The sequence below is a fragment of the Psychroflexus torquis ATCC 700755 genome, from assembly GCF_000153485.2.
GTDB lineage: Bacteria > Bacteroidota > Bacteroidia > Flavobacteriales > Flavobacteriaceae > Psychroflexus > Psychroflexus torquis.
This window is the reverse complement of the sequence record NC_018721.1, coordinates 2,788,616-2,805,187: the sequence shown is the minus strand read 5'-3', so window position 1 is coordinate 2,805,187 and position 16,572 is coordinate 2,788,616. Positions and strand designations below refer to the sequence as shown.

Annotated in this window: 16 protein-coding genes; 7 read left to right on the top strand and 9 right to left on the bottom strand. The window is 36.1% G+C overall.

Going from position 1 to position 16,572, the window contains the following annotated elements; genetic code table 11:
- The first annotated feature begins 71 nt into the window (after positions 1 to 71).
- On the top strand, positions 72 to 500 hold the full coding sequence (locus P700755_RS11995) for a BLUF domain-containing protein (protein ID WP_015024926.1): 429 nt from the start codon (positions 72 to 74) through the stop codon (positions 498 to 500).
- Positions 501 to 553: 53 nt separating this feature from the next.
- On the opposite strand, the gene P700755_RS11990 is transcribed toward P700755_RS11995, so the two are convergent.
- Both P700755_RS11990 and P700755_RS11985 read right to left on the bottom strand, forming a co-directional pair.
- Entirely contained in the window at positions 554 to 1,507 is a 954-nt protein-coding gene (locus P700755_RS11990) for a transketolase family protein (protein WP_015024925.1), read from the bottom strand.
- 49 nt (positions 1,508 to 1,556) lie between these two features.
- Positions 1,557 to 2,402, bottom strand: a complete 846-nt coding sequence (locus P700755_RS11985; RefSeq protein WP_015024924.1) for a transketolase — start codon at positions 2,400 to 2,402, stop codon at positions 1,557 to 1,559.
- A 144-nt stretch (positions 2,403 to 2,546) separates the two neighbouring features.
- On the opposite strand from P700755_RS11985, the gene tgt reads away from it, so the two are divergent.
- The 5 genes from tgt to P700755_RS11960 all read left to right on the top strand — a co-directional run bounded on the left by tgt (position 2,547) and on the right by P700755_RS11960 (position 8,768).
- Positions 2,547 to 3,677 carry a tRNA guanosine(34) transglycosylase Tgt gene (gene tgt, locus P700755_RS11980; protein WP_041758351.1) on the top strand — a complete coding sequence of 377 codons (1,131 nt, stop codon included), beginning with the start codon at positions 2,547 to 2,549 and terminating at the stop codon, positions 3,675 to 3,677.
- Positions 3,678 to 3,687: 10 nt separating this feature from the next.
- Positions 3,688 to 4,764, top strand: a complete 1,077-nt coding sequence (locus P700755_RS11975) for an LptF/LptG family permease (RefSeq protein WP_015024922.1) — start codon at positions 3,688 to 3,690, stop codon at positions 4,762 to 4,764.
- Positions 4,765 to 4,838: 74 nt separating this feature from the next.
- On the top strand, positions 4,839 to 5,792 hold the full coding sequence (locus tag P700755_RS11970; protein ID WP_015024921.1) for an acetyl-CoA carboxylase carboxyltransferase subunit alpha: 954 nt from the start codon (positions 4,839 to 4,841) through the stop codon (positions 5,790 to 5,792).
- A 165-nt stretch (positions 5,793 to 5,957) separates the two neighbouring features.
- A complete protein-coding gene (dnaB, locus tag P700755_RS11965; RefSeq protein WP_015024920.1) occupies positions 5,958 to 7,499 on the top strand; it encodes a replicative DNA helicase in 1,542 nt (513 codons plus the stop codon).
- Between the two features lie 12 nt (positions 7,500 to 7,511).
- Positions 7,512 to 8,768, top strand: coding sequence for a hypothetical protein (locus tag P700755_RS11960; protein ID WP_015024919.1), 1,257 nt, complete (start codon positions 7,512 to 7,514; stop codon positions 8,766 to 8,768).
- A gap of 4 nt (positions 8,769 to 8,772) precedes the next feature.
- On the opposite strand, the gene lptB is transcribed toward P700755_RS11960, so the two are convergent.
- From lptB to P700755_RS11935, 5 genes are read right to left on the bottom strand one after another with little or no spacing between them, the layout of a single operon-like run.
- On the bottom strand, positions 8,773 to 9,528 hold the full coding sequence (gene lptB, locus P700755_RS11955; protein WP_015024918.1) for an LPS export ABC transporter ATP-binding protein: 756 nt from the start codon (positions 9,526 to 9,528) through the stop codon (positions 8,773 to 8,775).
- Positions 9,525 to 10,190 (bottom strand): hypothetical protein, encoded by a 666-nt coding sequence (locus tag P700755_RS11950; protein ID WP_015024917.1) that lies wholly within the window; start codon positions 10,188 to 10,190, stop codon positions 9,525 to 9,527. The genes lptB and P700755_RS11950 overlap by 4 nt, the downstream gene beginning before the upstream one ends.
- A gap of 19 nt (positions 10,191 to 10,209) precedes the next feature.
- Positions 10,210 to 10,569 carry a carboxymuconolactone decarboxylase family protein gene (locus tag P700755_RS11945; protein WP_015024916.1) on the bottom strand — a complete coding sequence of 120 codons (360 nt, stop codon included), beginning with the start codon at positions 10,567 to 10,569 and terminating at the stop codon, positions 10,210 to 10,212.
- A gap of 6 nt (positions 10,570 to 10,575) precedes the next feature.
- Positions 10,576 to 11,415, bottom strand: coding sequence for a twin-arginine translocase subunit TatC (tatC, locus tag P700755_RS11940; protein WP_041758350.1), 840 nt, complete (start codon positions 11,413 to 11,415; stop codon positions 10,576 to 10,578).
- Position 11,416: 1 nt separating this feature from the next.
- A complete protein-coding gene (locus tag P700755_RS11935) occupies positions 11,417 to 12,379 on the bottom strand; it encodes a KpsF/GutQ family sugar-phosphate isomerase (protein ID WP_015024914.1) in 963 nt (320 codons plus the stop codon).
- A gap of 88 nt (positions 12,380 to 12,467) precedes the next feature.
- Here P700755_RS11935 and P700755_RS11930 point away from each other — a divergent pair, with 88 nt between their 5' ends.
- Positions 12,468 to 14,654: an ATP-dependent DNA helicase RecQ gene (locus P700755_RS11930; protein WP_015024913.1), complete on the top strand. Its 2,187-nt coding sequence runs from the start codon at positions 12,468 to 12,470 to the stop codon at positions 14,652 to 14,654.
- Between the two features lie 51 nt (positions 14,655 to 14,705).
- On the opposite strand, the gene ctlX is transcribed toward P700755_RS11930, so the two are convergent.
- Both ctlX and P700755_RS11920 read right to left on the bottom strand, forming a co-directional pair.
- Complete coding sequence (gene ctlX, locus P700755_RS11925; protein WP_015024912.1) at positions 14,706 to 15,638, bottom strand: citrulline utilization hydrolase CtlX; 933 nt, start codon at positions 15,636 to 15,638, stop codon at positions 14,706 to 14,708.
- Positions 15,639 to 16,550 (bottom strand): dimethylarginine dimethylaminohydrolase family protein, encoded by a 912-nt coding sequence (locus P700755_RS11920; protein ID WP_015024911.1) that lies wholly within the window; start codon positions 16,548 to 16,550, stop codon positions 15,639 to 15,641.
- Positions 16,551 to 16,572: the final 22 nt, after the last annotated feature.

Genomic DNA, 16,572 nt, shown 5'->3' with positions numbered 1-16,572 from the left:
TATGAAAGCCTTTATTTTTGGACATTAAGATTTCAAAAAAAAGCTTAAATTAGAGTTCAAAAAAAAATCAAATGTCATTGAAATTTGTATCTTATATGAGCTCTCAGTCTAGAGTGATGTCCAGTAAAAGTATTGAAGATTTTTTATTTCAGGTAAGGGAGAAAAATAAACAATTAACGATAACTGGGGTATTGCTTCTTATTCAGGGTAAATTTGTTCAATATATAGAAGGTCCTGCACAAGAGATCGACAAAGTGTATGAATCTATCAGTAAGGATATTAGGCATAAAGACATGATTCTTTTAGATTCTGGAGACTTGAGTGAACGCCAATTTAAAGACTGGTCCATGGCCTATAAGAAGGTACATGACCACCACATAAAAAAAATAGTAGGCAAAGAAAATTTAAATCTTGAGGATATATTTTTAGGGAATACGTCCAGCAAAAATCACCCAGTGCTGAAGGTCCTCTACGATTTTGTAAAAACTCTTTCCAGCTAAAAAGCCTTTAGGATGTTTCCAGAAGGCTTTTTCTTAAAATTAAAAATAAACTATTATTTTCTTAAAATCACAGCTTCCGCTTTTTCAATAATGGCTTTTGCATTTAGTCCATATTTATCAAGGAGCATAAGTGGCTCTCCACTTTCTCCAAAGGTATCGTTAGTAGCAACAAATTCTTGAGGCGCTGGGTGATTGAGAGTCAGAGTTCTAGCTACGCTTTCACCAAGTCCTCCTAAAAAGTTATGCTCTTCTGCAGTCACTACACATTTTGTTTTTCGTATTGACTTTAAAATAGCCGTTTCATCTAAAGGCTTTATCGTATGAATATTAATCACCTCAGCAGAAATCCCTTTCTCATCTAAAATTTTGGCAGCCTCTAAAGCTTCCCAAACCAAATGCCCGGTAGCAATAATAGTGACATCATTGCCTTCGGTTAAATGAACAGCTTTTCCAATTTCAAATTTCTGATCCTCTGGGGTGAAGTTAGCCACTTTAGGGCGACCAAACCTCAAATAAACCGGACCTTCATGTTCTGCAATCGCAAGAGTAGCCGCTTTGGTTTGGTTATAATCACAGGTGTTTATCACAGTCATTCCAGGCAACATTTTCATCATACCCAAGTCTTCAAGGATTTGATGAGTAGCACCATCTTCTCCTAAGGTTAAACCAGCATGGGAAGCACAAATTTTGACATTTTTACCAGAATAAGCTACCGATTGTCTGATCTGATCATAGACTCTACCCGTTGAGAAATTAGCAAATGTGCCTGTAAATGGAATTTTGCCTCCTATAGTCATTCCAGCAGCAATACAAATCATATTGGCTTCTGCAATTCCTATCTGGAAAAAACGCTCTGGATGATTGTCCTTAAATTCATCCATTTTTAAAGATCCTGTTAGGTCTGCACAAAGAGCTACGACATTAGGATTGGTTTTACCAAGTTCAGCTAGGCCAGCTCCAAATCCAGATCGGGTATCTATATTTCCTGTATTTTTATATATTTTCATGGTCTTTATAATCTAATGTGAAAAAATTAATGTTATTCTAAACGACTCCTTAGTAATCACCAAGAGTTTCCAGGTTTTGAGAAAGTGCTTTTTCGAGTTGCTCGTCATTAGGAGCTTTACCATGCCAAGCGTGAGTTCCCATCATAAAATCTACACCATTTCCCATCTCAGTTTCCATAAGAATAACAACAGGTTGTTTTTTACCCGTTAATCCTTTTGCCTTTTCTAGAGCTTCTTTTATGGCAGTGATATCGTTTCCTGCCTTTAATTCTATAACCTTCCAGTCAAAAGCTTCAAATTTCTTCTTAAGATTTCCAAGAGGCAACACATCGTCTGTAGCCCCGTCTATCTGCTTTTTATTATAATCTATAGTCGCAATAAGATTGTCTACACCTTTTGATCCTGCATAGAGAATCGCTTCCCAATTTTGACCTTCCTGTAGCTCTCCATCACCATGGAGACTATAAATGAGATGTGTATCTTTATTTAATTTTTTGGTCTGTGCTGCTCCTATGGCGACAGACATTCCCTGCCCTAAAGATCCAGAAGCAATTCTTATACCTGGCAAACCTTCATGAGTAGTTGGATGACCTTGTAGTCTAGAATCTATCTTTCTAAACGTGTTAAGCTCTTCTACAGGGAAAAATCCGGACCGAGATAAAACACTATAGAAGACTGGAGAAATATGTCCATTAGATAAAAAGAATAAATCTTCGTTTTTTCCATCCATATCGAAGTCGACGGAATACTCCATGACGTCTTGATAAAGGACAGAAAAGTATTCTGCACAACCAAGAGAACCTCCAGGATGACCAGAATTTACTTGATGGACTTGGCGAAGAATATCTCTCCTTACTTGCGTGACAAAATCTTGTAAATGTTGTGTTGTTGACATGAGATAAATAAGAATTTTAAAAGTTGCTCAAAAGTAAGAATTTATTATAAAACAGAGTCCCTCATATTTTGGCTTCCTATTATCTTCATCTGTTGAAAATAGTTTTAATAGAGTAGAGTATATTTGCAGGCTATTGAAATCTATATGACATTCGAATTACTAAGTAAAGACCCCAATTCCAAGGCTAGAGCTGGAAAACTAACCACAGACCATGGCGTTATTGAAACTCCTATATTTATGCCAGTTGGTACTATTGGCACTGTTAAGGGAGTTCACCAAAGAGAACTCAAAGAAGAAATTAATCCTGACATTATTTTAGGAAATACCTATCATCTTTATCTAAGACCCGGAACAGGAATCCTTAAGAAAGCTGGAGGACTCCATAAATTCATGAACTGGGATAGAAATATCCTTACCGATAGTGGCGGTTACCAAGTCTATTCACTTTCTGCAAATAGAAAAATCAAAGAAGAAGGGGTGAAGTTTAAATCTCATATTGATGGCTCAACCCATCTATTCACTCCCGAAAGTGCTATAAATATTCAAAGGGAAATTGGTGCAGATATTATCATGGCTTTTGATGAGTGCACACCTTATCCTTGTGATTATAAATATGCACAAAGATCTATGCACATGACCCATAGATGGCTAGACCGTTGCATGAATCACATGAAAAATACATCACCGCTTTATGGACACGAACAAACGCTTTTTCCTATCGTGCAAGGAAGTACATATAAAGACCTAAGACAGCAGTCTGCAGAATATATCGCTAATGTTGGTGCAGAGGGCAACGCCATTGGAGGGCTTTCAGTAGGTGAACCTGATGATGAAATGTATGCGATGACCGAAGTTGTAAATGCCATTTTACCTGAAGACAAACCACGCTACTTAATGGGGGTAGGAACCCCTTCTAATCTATTAGAAAATATAGCTTTGGGTGTAGACATGTTCGATTGTGTTATGCCTACCAGAAATGGTAGAAACGGCATGTTATTCACCTCTGAAGGCACCATTAACATCAAAAATAAAAAGTGGGAGGAGGATTTTTCACCTTTAGATCCAGCAGCTTACACTTGGGTAGATACGGAATATTCTAAAGCGTATTTAAAACATCTTTTCTCCGTCAAAGAATTGTTAGGAAAACAAATTGCTACCATACACAATTTAGGGTTCTATTTATGGTTAGTAAGAGAGGCTAGGCGACAAATACAAGCAGGCACCTTTAGAACCTGGAAGGATACTATGGTTAAAAAATTATCGATAAGACTTTAATACTAGAGCATTGAAAATTATAGATTGGTACATACTAAAACGCTACTTAACAACATTCGTTGCTTTGCTTTTGATGTTTATACCCATAGGCATTATCGTCAATCTTTCAGAAAAGATTGACGATATCAAAGAAAATGAGGTACCAATTGAAGAAGTTCTGGTGTTTTATGGCAACTTCACCATATACTTTGCCAACTTATTATTCCCTATTTTTCTATTCTTATCCATCATATGGTTTACTTCCAAATTAGCGAATAATACAGAAATCATTGCCATTCTGAGTTCAGGCATTTCATTTTCGAGATTTTTAAGACCCTATCTTATCGGTGCTACTTTGGTATGTGGCATTGCCCTTATGTTCACTATGTATCTGGTGCCCAATGCAAGTCAAGGGTTTAACGAATTTAAATATCAGTATTTCAAAAAAGGTAAACAATCGCAAGAGACGCAAAATGTTTATCGGCAAGTCAATGATAACGAGTTTATTTTTGCTACAAACTTTCAAACCAGTACAGGAACCGCTAGAAACTTTACCCTAGAACATTTTGAGGGCCAAGAAATGACTTTTAAAATCTCGGCCTCTCGATTAAAATTCAATGCAAAAGATTCCACATATACCTTAAATAATTTTGAAAAGAGAACTATAAATGAAAGGGAAGATGTTATAGAAAGACAGTCTTCTTTAGATACGATTTTGCCTTTTGAATTTGGTGAATTAACTCCAGTAGAATATATCGCAGAAACTCTAGATTATGGGGAATTAAAAGACTTTATAACAACTGAAAAGCGAAGAGGATCTGCCAACATTAGTAGTTATCAGATTGTAGCCTATAAGCGATGGAGTGTTCCAGTCTCTGCCTTTATTCTCACAATCATCGCAGTCTCTGTATCGGCGATGAAAAGACGAGGAGGTATGGGAGCTAATCTCGCGATAGGAATTGTTATTGCTTTCGCCTTTATCTTTTTAGATAAGGTTTTTGGAACCATTGCAGAAAAATCGACATTCTCACCACTAATCGCTGTTTGGTTCTCCAATATTTTGTTTGGTCTTTTAGCTATTTATTTACTTATCAAAGCTAAACGCTAATCTAAAATTTATCATTTAAACAGACATATATTTATATATTTGCGGACTGACTTTTAAAGAAACACACTGTATTCATGGAATATTTAGATTTTGAATTACCGATTAAAGCCCTTCAAGAGCAATTCGAAAAGGCTTGCGAAATAGGTCAAGATAGTGAGGTAGACGTCACAGAGACTTGCAAGCAGATCAAACTTAAACTAGATAATAAAAAGAAAGAAATCTATTCCAATCTTAATGCTTGGCAAAGAGTTCAATTATCTAGACATCCTAATAGACCCTACACCCTAGATTATATCAACGCTATTTGTGGCAACACCTTTATGGAACTGCATGGCGATAGAAACTTTGGCGACGACAAAGCTATGATCGGCGGACTTGGTAAAATCAATGAACAAAGTTTTATGTTTATTGGTCAACAAAAAGGGTACAACACCAAAACCCGCCAGTACCGAAACTTTGGAATGGCCAATCCAGAAGGTTATCGAAAGGCCTTACGTTTGATGAAAAAAGCTGAAAAGTTCAATTTACCAATTGTCAGTTTTATAGATACCCCTGGAGCCTTTCCAGGACTTGAAGCAGAAGAGCGAGGACAGGGTGAAGCTATTGCCAGAAACATCATGGAAATGAGTCAACTTAAGGTTCCCGTTATCGTGATCATTATTGGAGAAGGCGCTAGTGGAGGAGCCTTAGGAATAGCTGTTGGAGACACAGTAATGATGCTAGAAAACACTTGGTATTCTGTGATTTCTCCAGAATCTTGTTCTTCTATCTTATGGAGAAGCTGGGAAAATAAGCAAACGGCCGCCGAAGCTTTAAAGCTAACAGCAACCGATATGAAGAAATTGAAAATTATCGATAAAATTATCAAAGAACCTCTTGGAGGTGCACATAGCAATAGAGAAAAAACTTTTGAAATTGTAACGAAGACTATTCTTGCAGAATTAGAAGAATTGAAAAAGTTATCCCCAGAAGAATTAGTGCAAAAACGGATGCAAAAATTTGTTGATATAGGAGTTTACAATGAGTAAATCCTAGCATAGCTCAATTTATCTCAAAATCCAGATACTAATTATCTGGATTTTTTTAGTTATCAACATAAATTTTTAGTTATCAACAGGTTACTGTTGAAAAAGCTGAGTGTTAAGCTAATGCTTTTTCCACTTTATTAGTAACCTTTTATTTACATTCGTAGTATGGAAAATGCAACCCAATCTTCATTTAAAAATTCTCCAAAAGGAGATGTTATCAGTTTACAAAAAGGGAAAATACCGCCACAAGCTACTGACCTTGAAGAGGTTATACTTGGAGCGATGATGATTGATAAAAAAGGTGTCGATGAAGTTATAGATATCTTACATTCCGACGTTTTCTATAAGCAAGCCCATAAAAATATTTATGAGGCCATCATAATCTTATTTGAAAAGGGAGACCCCATTGACTTGTTAACGGTTTCCACAGAATTAAAAAAACAAAAAAAACTACAAGCCTCAGGTGGTGAATATTACCTGATTCAACTCACCCAAAAGGTATCTTCTTCGGCGCATATTGAGTATCACTCTAGAATTGTTTTGCAAAAGTATATTCAAAGATGCCTAATTAAGATTTCCAATGAAATTATAGAAGAGTCTTACGATGAAGGCACCGATGTTTTTGATCTTTTAGATCATGCAGAATCCAAATTATACGAGGTCACTCAAGGAAACATCAAGCGATCTTCGGAGACTGCTCAAAACTTGGTGATGCAGGCCAAAAAACGAATAGAAGAAATCTCCAATAAAGAGGGATTAAGTGGTGTGCCTTCAGGATTTACAGATTTGGACAAGTTAACCTCAGGATGGCAACCTAGTGATCTTGTGATTATTGCTGCTCGTCCTGGTATGGGTAAAACAGCGCTTACACTTACCATGGCAAGAAATATTGCTGTTGGCCAAAATATCCCCGTGGCCTTCTTTTCTTTAGAGATGTCTTCTGTTCAGTTGATTACACGTCTTATTTCTTCTGAAACTGGATTGAGTTCAGAAAAACTAAGAACAGGAAATCTAGAGCCACACGAATGGGAGCAGTTGAATGTAAAAGTGAAATCCCTAGAACAAGCTCCTCTCTTTATCGATGACACCCCCTCTTTGTCTATTTTTGACTTAAGAGCAAAAGCAAGACGACTTTCTTCTCAACACGGTATAAAATTGATAGTCGTGGATTACTTGCAGTTGATGACTGGTGGAGGATCTCAAAAAGGAGGGAATCGTGAACAGGAAATTTCTAGCATCTCCAGGAACTTAAAAGCCCTAGCAAAAGAATTAAGCATTCCTGTTTTGGCATTGTCTCAACTCTCTAGAGCCGTAGAAACCAGAGGTGGCAGTAAGCGACCATTACTTAGTGACCTTAGAGAATCTGGGGCTATCGAACAAGATGCAGATATTGTCTCTTTTATTTATCGTCCTGAATATTATGATATTGACGAGTGGGATGATGAGGATCAATCCCCTACCCAAGGTCAAGCTGAGTTTATTATTGCAAAACATAGGAATGGTGGCTTGGATAGTATTCGATTGAAGTTTATCGGTCAGCTTGGTAAATTTGAAAACTTAGATAATTTTGATTCTCCTTTTGAAATCAATTCCAGCATGAATGCAGGGAAATCAGAAACCTCTTCTTTCCCGAATGCTGAAGATGTCTTTGGTTCACCATCACCAAGTCAAAATATAGATAGCAAGGACGATGAAGTTCCTTTTTAAAACTAGTCAACTATGAAGAGTTTGCTTTTTGGCCTAGTATTTCTAATAAGCTTTACGGGGTATTCTAAGTTCATCCTAATTCCTATGGATTTTGAGACTCAAGACAATCACCTAAAAGCTTACGGCATCTCTTATTGGTTATTGGAAAAAGAGCAAAAAATACAATGGCTACTTAATTATAGAGGCGGATCTTTTTTATCCCCTTATTCCGAAGATTTAGAACGTGAATGCACCATTAGAGGCGTATCTTTTGAAATTAAGTCCAATGCTGAGACAAAACAAATTTTAGAAATCATCAACAGTCCTTCGCAAAACATGGAAGCTGTTCTTCTCGAAAAAGCACCAAAAATTGCAGTGTACTCTCCACAAGGTAATGTACCATGGGATGACGCTGTGACTATGGTTCTGGAATTTGCAGAAATCCCTTACGAAACGATCTATGACGAAGGTGTTTTGAATGATGAGTTGCTATTGTACGATTGGCTGCATCTCCACCATGAAGACTTCACAGGTCAATATGGAAAATTCTATAGGGCTTACCGCTCTGCTCCTTGGTATATACTGGAGAAAAAAAAAGCTGAAGCTTTAGCAGAGTCACTGGGTTATGCTAAAGTGTCTAAAGCGAAATTAGCCGTTGCTAAAAAGATTAATGCTTATGTGATTGGTGGGGGCTTTATGTTCGCCATGTGCAGTGCGACCGATTCTTTTGATATTGCTCTTTCTGCTGAAGGTACTGATATCTGCGAGCCTATGTTTGACGGAGATCCTTCAGATTCTGGTTACCAAAATAAAATCGACTATTCAAAAACTATGGCTTTTACCGATTATATCCTAGAAAAAGATCCTATGGTTTATGAATACTCGTCCATAGATATGACCAGTACCAGAAATATCCCAAAGACTAAAGATTATTTCACTTTAATGGATTATTCAGCAAAGTGGGATCCGATCCCTACAATGCTTTGTCAAAATCATACTGCAGTGGTAAAAGGATTTATGGGCCAAACCACCGCCTTTCGGCCTAATCAAATTAAATCTAATGTTCTTGTGATGGGTAAAAATAAGCTCAATGACGAAGCGAGATACATTCACGGGATAAAGGGGAAAGGCTTTTTTACCTTTTACGGCGGGCATGATCCAGAAGATTATCAACACAGAGTAGGCGACCCGAGAACAGAATTGGAATTACATCCGAAATCTCCTGGCTATAGACTTATACTCAATAATATTTTGTTTCCTGCTGCTGAAAAGAAAAAGCAAAAAACCTAAGACTTTATTCAAAGATTTTTTTCTTACGCAACTCAAAATTCTGACCCAAATAAACTTTTCTAACCATTTCATCGTTAGCCAATTCTTCAGGTTCACCATGTTTTAGAATTCCACCCTCAAACATGAGGTAAGTTCTATCTGTAATCGCCAATGTTTCCTGAACATTGTGATCTGTAATTAAGATACCTATGTTTTTATTTTTAAGCTGGGCGACAATTTTTTGAATATCCTCAACGGCTACAGGATCTACTCCTGCAAAAGGTTCATCAAGGAGAATAAATTTAGGGTCTGTGGCTAAAGCCCTGGCAATCTCGGTCCGGCGTCTTTCTCCACCAGACAAAAGGTCACCCCTATTTGTTCGAATATGATTTAAACCAAATTCACTAATAAGAGATTCCATTTTTTCTTCTCTTTCCTTCTTATTAAGATCTGTGAGTTCCAAGACACTCATAATATTATCTTCAATACTCAATTTCCTGAATATTGACGCCTCTTGAGCAAGATAGCCAATACCATTTTGAGCCCTCTTATACATCGGGAATTTCGTGATGTTCGTCTTATCAAGGTAGATATGACCCGCATTGGGTTTTATTAAACCCACAATCATATAAAAAGAGGTAGTCTTTCCTGCACCATTAGGCCCCAAAAGGCCAACAATTTCTCCCTGAGTGACTTCAACACTTATACCTTTAACGACCTTAACGCCTTTGTAGGCTTTAACTAAGTTTTCAGCTCTTAATGTGGCACGGTTTGAATTCATGACTGTATTTTTTTAGAAGATTTTACACTGAACATAATCATCTCGACTACACCAATAAAAATAATCGAGTAGGCTAATAGCTCGATACTCTCTTCAGAAGCATCTTTCACCGGTCGCATAAAATCTCTTAAAGCAATAACCTTTTCCCCATTATCTTCAATAACATACTTGTCATGGGTATCTCTTAATAAGTCTATCCACATCAGTTTACGCCCATAGAGTCTTGAAAAAACATGAAGGATAATAAGTCCTGAAAAGAAAAAGGCAAACCCATAGGTTTTGGATATTGCTACAAATTCAAAAATGAATTTTTTCCAATTTCTAATGACCATAACAATAATCAGGACAAGAATGATGAGGGCTAGAACCTGCCAAGCTTTATCAAATAACTGTACATTTAACCAAAAATCAAATTCTCTAACAAAATGAACCCCAAGAAAACCTGCCAATGTCAAGTGAAATATTTTATAACCTTTAGCCTTTGAGCTAAAGACAATTAAGAGAATGGAGCTTACAAAAAGCAAAATTTCTTGTGTGATTTCAATAAGAGAATCTTCTTTCACTTCACCTTCAGCAAAATCAAATTGAATGACTAAAGCCATAATAAACATAAGGCCTGCATAAGCAAAAAGTCTAACTATAGTTGGTAACAATGGTTTCATACCCGAAAATTAGTTGTTTTTATTCTGTTTTTCCAAACTTCTGTTCTAAAGCTTCCCAATATTCAAAAGCCCTTCTTAAGTGTGGTATAACTATTGTCCCACCTACTAAGGTACCAATACTTAAAGCCTCAACAATTTGAGCTCTTTTCAGGCCCTCTTTATAAGAAGACTCTAGATGGTATTTCACACAATCATCACACCTCAAGACCAAAGAAGAAACGAGGCCCAATAATTCTTTAGTCTTTACATCCAAAGCTCCTTCTGTAAAGGAATTGGTATCTAAATTAAAGATTCGTTTAAGAACTTTATTGTTTTCATCTAAAATCTTTCCATTCATTTTGGCTCTATACGCCTCAAATTCATCTACTAAATCCATCATAATTATCTATTTGTTTTTTCTTTTTTCTTCTTTACGTTGCTTTCTTAAAACCAATACAGAAATGAAAATACTCACCTCATACAAGACCAAAACCGGTATAGCAACAATCACTTGGCTGGCGATATCTGGAGGTGTTATCAATGCTGAAATAATCAATATAAACACCAAAGAGTACTTTCGGTTTTGCCTTAGAAATTCTGGAGTTACCAAACCTACTTTGGTCAAAAAATATATAATAACAGGCAGTTCAAAAATTAAGCCACTAGCGAGTACAGAGGCTCTCACCAAACCTATATAGCTGCTTAAATCGAAATCGTTGAAAACTTCTTTACTCACGGTATAACTCCCTAAAAAATTAACCGACAAAGGAGTGATGACATAATACCCAAATAAGACCCCTAAGAAAAATAAGAAAGAGGTGACAATGATAAACCACCTTGCGTTTTTCTTTTCGGAAGAGGCTAATCCAGGCGCTATAAAAGCCCAAAATTGATAAATAACGTAAGGAAAAGCCATGATAAAACCAGCAGTAATAGAGGTCCAAATGTGAGCACTAAATTGTCCTGCCATGGTCCTACTTTGTATTCTGAAAGGAAGCTCATCAAAACAAAAACTTTCTTGCAACCCGAGGTATTCAGAAATATTACATAATACACTATAGGTATAAAAATCTGCCCGCTTTGGCCCAAATATAATCACGTCAAAAATGAAAGACTTCAACCAAAAAGCAATCGCACCCCCAACAAGGATAGCGAGTGTTGCCCTCAATAAATGCCACCTTAAATCTTCAAGATGATCTAAAAAGGACATTTCGTTTGGATTTTTCGTTTGCTTGGATTTAGCCATATTATATAATGCCTTCTTTTACGAGATTATGAAGGTGAACTACTCCAGCATATTTTCCATTTTCATGAGAGATAAGTTGCGTAATATCATAAGTTTCCAAAAGATCCAAAGCATCAATTGCCATGGCAGAATTGGCAATAGTTTTTGGGTTTTTGGTCATTATATCTTTGGCTTTCAGTTTGGTAAAGTTTTCAGTAGTGCTTAACATCCGCCTCAAATCTCCATCTGTAATAATACCGATAACTTCATCATTTTCTAAAACTGCCGTTACCCCAAGCATGTTAGTTGAAATCTCAATAATCACATCCTTAAGAGGAGTTTCTGGATTCACCTGTGGCTTCATATTTTGTGAAGTGATGTCGCTTACTCTCAAATATAACGTTTTACCCAAAGCTCCGCCTGGATGGAATTTAGCGAAATCATTTCTTGAAAATCCGCGTAATTTCAATAAACATACCGCTAGAGCATCTCCCATGACTAATTGAGCTGTTGTACTAGTCGTAGGCGCAAGATTATTGGGGCAAGCTTCTTTTTCAACAAATGTATTAAGCACAAAATCGGCTTGCTTACCCAAAAAAGAATCTTTGTTTCCTGTAATTGCAATTAATGTATTTTTAAAATTTTTGATAAGCGGTGCAAGGACCTTTATTTCTGGTGTATTCCCGCTTTTTGAAATACAAATCACAATATCGTCTTTCAAAATTGTTCCAAGATCTCCGTGAATGGCATCTGCAGCATGCATAAAGACAGCAGGGGTTCCTGTTGAATTTAAAGTCGCTACAATTTTAGTAGCGATGATTGCGCTTTTACCAATGCCCGTAATGATCACTCGCCCCTTAGAGTCAAAAATAGCCTTCACAGCATCAGAAAAAGACTTATCAATTAAAGCTTCAAGATTTTGTATTGCCTTAGATTCCATTAATATGATATCTTTGGCGTAAGATTGTATCGCTACATCTTCCATAATTTGCTACATTTAATAATTGCACTTTATAAAGAATGCGTATATTTAATTTTACAAAGGTAAATAAAACTAAATAGTAAAATTTCAATTGGAACAAATCAATTTACATCAAGAATTAAAGAAATACTTTGGTTTTAACGAGTTCAAAGGTCTTCAGGAACAGGTTATAAAAAGCATTATTTCAAACAAAGATACATTTGTGATCATGCCGACTGGTGGAGGCAAATCTTTATGTTATCAACTACCCGCATTAATTAAAGAGGGAACAGCCATAGTTGTCTCTCCGCTTATAGCCCTTATGAAAAACCAAGTGGATGCTATAAGAAATATTTCTGAACACCACGGGGTTGCTCATGTTTTGAATTCATCTTTGAATAAAACACAAGTCAAACAAGTCAAGGAAGATATTTCTAGCGGCATTACCAAGTTGGTCTATGTTGCTCCAGAATCTCTTACTAAAACTGAATACATAGAGTTTCTAAAAGGTGAAAACATTTCCTTTTTAGCCATAGATGAAGCCCATTGTATCTCCGAATGGGGGCATGATTTTAGACCTGAATATAGGAACTTAAAAAATATTATTGAACGCATAGGAGAGAATATTCCTATCATTGGTCTTACAGCGACTGCCACCCCTAAAGTCCAAGAAGACATCCTTAAAAACCTAAGGATTCCAAATTCTAAAACCTTTAAGGATTCATTTAACAGGCCTAACTTATATTACGAAATTCGTCCAAAAACAGATGATGTAGATTCTGACATTATAAAATTTGTTAAGAAAAACTCGGGTAAAAGTGGTATTATCTATTGCCTAAGCAGAAAGCGGGTAGAGCAATTGTCTCAAGCACTTCAAGTCAATGGCGTCAAAGCCGTTCCCTATCATGCTGGACTTGATGCTAAATCAAGAAGCAGGCATCAAGATATGTTTTTGATGGAAGATATAGATGTCGTAGTGGCAACTATTGCTTTTGGGATGGGGATCGATAAACCCGATGTTCGATTTGTAGTTCATAATGACATTCCGAAGAGTATAGAAAGTTACTATCAGGAAACGGGAAGAGCAGGAAGGGACGGTGGTGAAGGCCATTGTGTTGCCTATTACAATCATAAAGACATTGAAAAGCTTGAGAAATTTATGAGCGGAAAGCCTATTGCTGAACAAGAGATAGGTCATGCTTTACTTCAAGATGTGGTTGCTTTTGCTGAAAGTTCTATTTCACGTAGAAAATATATTTTACATTATTTCGGCGAAGAATTTGACAATGAGACTGGTGACGGCGGTGACATGGACGATAATATACGCTATCCTAAAAAGAAAAAAGAGGCTAAAGACGATGTTGATTTAATACTGAAAACGGTAATAGAAACCGGACAGTTATTTAAATCTAAAGAAATAGTTCACACGCTTTGCGGAAGTATCAACGTCCTTATCAAGTCTAATAAAACTGAAAATCTTAAAATTTTCAAGGCTGGGAAAGATAAGCCTGCGAGCTACTGGACAGCTTTATTGCGCCAAGTGATAATTTCTGGATTCCTCAAAAAGGAATTAGAGTCTTATGGAGTTGTGAAATTACAACCTAAAGGAGAAGAGTTTTTAAAGAACAATACTTCTTTTATGATGACAGAAGATAATGACTTCACTAACTTATCTACTATCAACACCTCCTCCAAACCTTCTGGAGGTACCGATGAAAAGCTACTTAAGATGCTAAAAGATCTTAGAAAAAAAGTAGCTAAAAGAAAGGAGATCCCACCATTTGTAGTATTTCAAGATCCTTCTTTAGAAGACATGGCTTTAAAATATCCTATCAATTCAGAAGAAATGGTCAATATTCACGGTGTCGGTGAAGGGAAGGCTAAAAAGTTTGGGAAAGAGTTTATAGAGTTGATTCAATATTATGTTGAAGAAAATGAGATTTTAAGGCCAGACGATTTGGTAGTAAAAAGCACTGGTGCCAATAGTGCTAACAAACTGTATATCATTCAAAATATAGATAGGAAATTACCATTGACAGACATTGCTGATGGCAAAGGTTTCGAAATGAAGCAGTTTATCAAAGAAATGGAAGCTATTGTATTTAGCGGGACTAAATTAAACATCAATTACTGGTTAGATGATATTTTAGACGAAGATCAACAAGAGGAAATTCACGATTACTTCTTGGAAGCTAATTCAGATAGCATCAACGCGGCTATTGAAGAGTTTGATGGCGATTACGATGAAGAAGAATTGAGACTTTACCGAATAAAATTTATTAGCGAAGAAGCTAATTAAATTAAAAAGCCAGCTTTTAAAAGCTGGCTTTTTAATTTATATGCAATTTTTTTAAACAATTTTAGGTATAAACACTTCTGCCAGCATGCATCTTGCACTACCGCCGCCATGCGTTTCTATAGTCTCTAAATCACTGCTTAAAATTTTACAATACTGTTCTATAATTTTAATCTGGTGTTGAGACAATGCCTGATGCGCAGTTTGGCTCATTACTAAAAATTTATCTGCTTGGCCTTGAACCTGAAGCATATTTCCTGCAAAATTATTCATTTGTTCTTCAGAAATAGAAATAATTTCTTTTCCATCTTGCATAAGACTATCAGCAACTAATTTCTGTTCCTTTTTATCATCGATAGTATCTAAGCAAATCACTGCGAATTCTTCGGCTACACACATCATAACATTGGTGTGATAAATAGGAAGTCTTTCTCCTTTAAAGTTTTGGTAAGCATTGAAAATAATTGGAGTATACTCAAAATCTTCACAGAACTCGATAACTAAATCTTCGTCTGCTCTTGGTGATAACGCACAATAGGCTTTACTATTTACCCGATCCAAGATCAAGCTCCCTGTCCCTTCTAGATAAAAATCCTCTTGCTCCGCAGAAGTATAATCTATAAAGTTCCTGATGAATCGACCTTCAGCTTCAATGGTCTTAAAAATATCTTCACGTCTCTCCTTTCGCCTATTTTTAGCAAACATGGGATAAAGAGCTACATCTCCATTTTCATGAAAAGAAACCCAGTTATTTGGAAAAATAGAATCTGGAGTATCCTGAGAAGCAATATCGTCGATTATTATGATGTTAACCCCAACTGATTTCAACTTATCTGCAAACGTATCAAATTCCTTCTGTGCTTTGGCATTGACACTTTCCTGTAAGTCTCCTGTAGAGTGTTGAAAGTAATTATTCACTGCTGTTTCTTCATTCATTCTGAAGTTAACAGGGCGTATCATGACTAAGGTATCTGTAATTTGTTTCATTTATTCTCTTATTAAAGGCAATGTTGAACATCTCAACAAACCCTCTTGTTTAGCAATTTCTCTATAATCTACAGTTTCTACTTGTATCCCTTTTGAAGTTAGCCAAGCATTTAATCGCTTAAAATATACATCAGAGATAACCACTTTCTCAGAAATTGAAAAAATATTGCTATTCATATCATACATTTCTTGAGCATCGATTTCAAAGACTTGATCTTTTCCATATAGGTTAACTAACCAATTATACTCCTCTTCCTCTAAGAATCCATGTTTGTGGATAATCGCAAAATTATCTCCTATAGGCTGGAAGCAACAGTCCAAATGCAAAGCATTTGATTTAGGATCTGTATTAGATTTCCTAAGATTGAACGATTTTACAGTTTTTTGAGGAAATAATTTTTGAAGCTCATCTACAGCTTCTACATTAGTTCTAGCAGTAATAAAGCTTGAATAATCCTCGCCTCTATAGGTTCCTACAAAAATATAATCTCCATGAGGCATAACATCTCCGCCTTCAATATGACACTGTTCTGGAAGTTTTATTTTTTGGTCATCATCAATTGTATCTAAGACAAAATCAATGGCTTCTATTTCTTTTTCTCGATCAGGTAGAATATTAGCAAAGACGAATTTATTATCTATCACGAACCCGATATCTCTGGAAAATATCTGATTATACCCTTTAATAACTTGAGGTCTAAAAACTTCAACATTGTGTTTTTTTAGGATAAAAGCAACAGCTTCAATCTCTTCTACCATGTCTTTTTCTTCAGGGTAAGTCCCTTCCTTAATGTGTTTAATTGATTTTGGATCGTAAGCATCTTCAAGATCGGGCTCACCTCCATTGGAATTGGCAACACCTAGAATTACAGATTTAAGTCTAGAAGTTTCGTTTATTATTTGTGGTTTCAATTTTTTCTTTTCTTTTTTGCAA

Coding starts and splice junctions, on each gene's coding strand:
- P700755_RS11995 (WP_015024926.1), top strand. CDS start 72: ATGTCATTGAAATTTGTATCTTATATGAGCTCTCAGTCTAGAGTGATG.
- P700755_RS11990 (WP_015024925.1), bottom strand. CDS start 1,507: ATGAAAATATATAAAAATACAGGAAATATAGATACCCGATCTGGATTT.
- P700755_RS11985 (WP_015024924.1), bottom strand. CDS start 2,402: ATGTCAACAACACAACATTTACAAGATTTTGTCACGCAAGTAAGGAGA.
- tgt (WP_041758351.1), top strand. CDS start 2,547: ATGACATTCGAATTACTAAGTAAAGACCCCAATTCCAAGGCTAGAGCT.
- P700755_RS11970 (WP_015024921.1), top strand. CDS start 4,839: ATGGAATATTTAGATTTTGAATTACCGATTAAAGCCCTTCAAGAGCAA.
- dnaB (WP_015024920.1), top strand. CDS start 5,958: ATGGAAAATGCAACCCAATCTTCATTTAAAAATTCTCCAAAAGGAGAT.
- P700755_RS11960 (WP_015024919.1), top strand. CDS start 7,512: ATGAAGAGTTTGCTTTTTGGCCTAGTATTTCTAATAAGCTTTACGGGG.
- lptB (WP_015024918.1), bottom strand. CDS start 9,528: ATGAATTCAAACCGTGCCACATTAAGAGCTGAAAACTTAGTTAAAGCC.
- P700755_RS11950 (WP_015024917.1), bottom strand. CDS start 10,190: ATGAAACCATTGTTACCAACTATAGTTAGACTTTTTGCTTATGCAGGC.
- P700755_RS11945 (WP_015024916.1), bottom strand. CDS start 10,569: ATGATGGATTTAGTAGATGAATTTGAGGCGTATAGAGCCAAAATGAAT.
- tatC (WP_041758350.1), bottom strand. CDS start 11,415: ATGGCTAAATCCAAGCAAACGAAAAATCCAAACGAAATGTCCTTTTTA.
- P700755_RS11935 (WP_015024914.1), bottom strand. CDS start 12,379: ATGGAAGATGTAGCGATACAATCTTACGCCAAAGATATCATATTAATG.
- ctlX (WP_015024912.1), bottom strand. CDS start 15,638: ATGAAACAAATTACAGATACCTTAGTCATGATACGCCCTGTTAACTTC.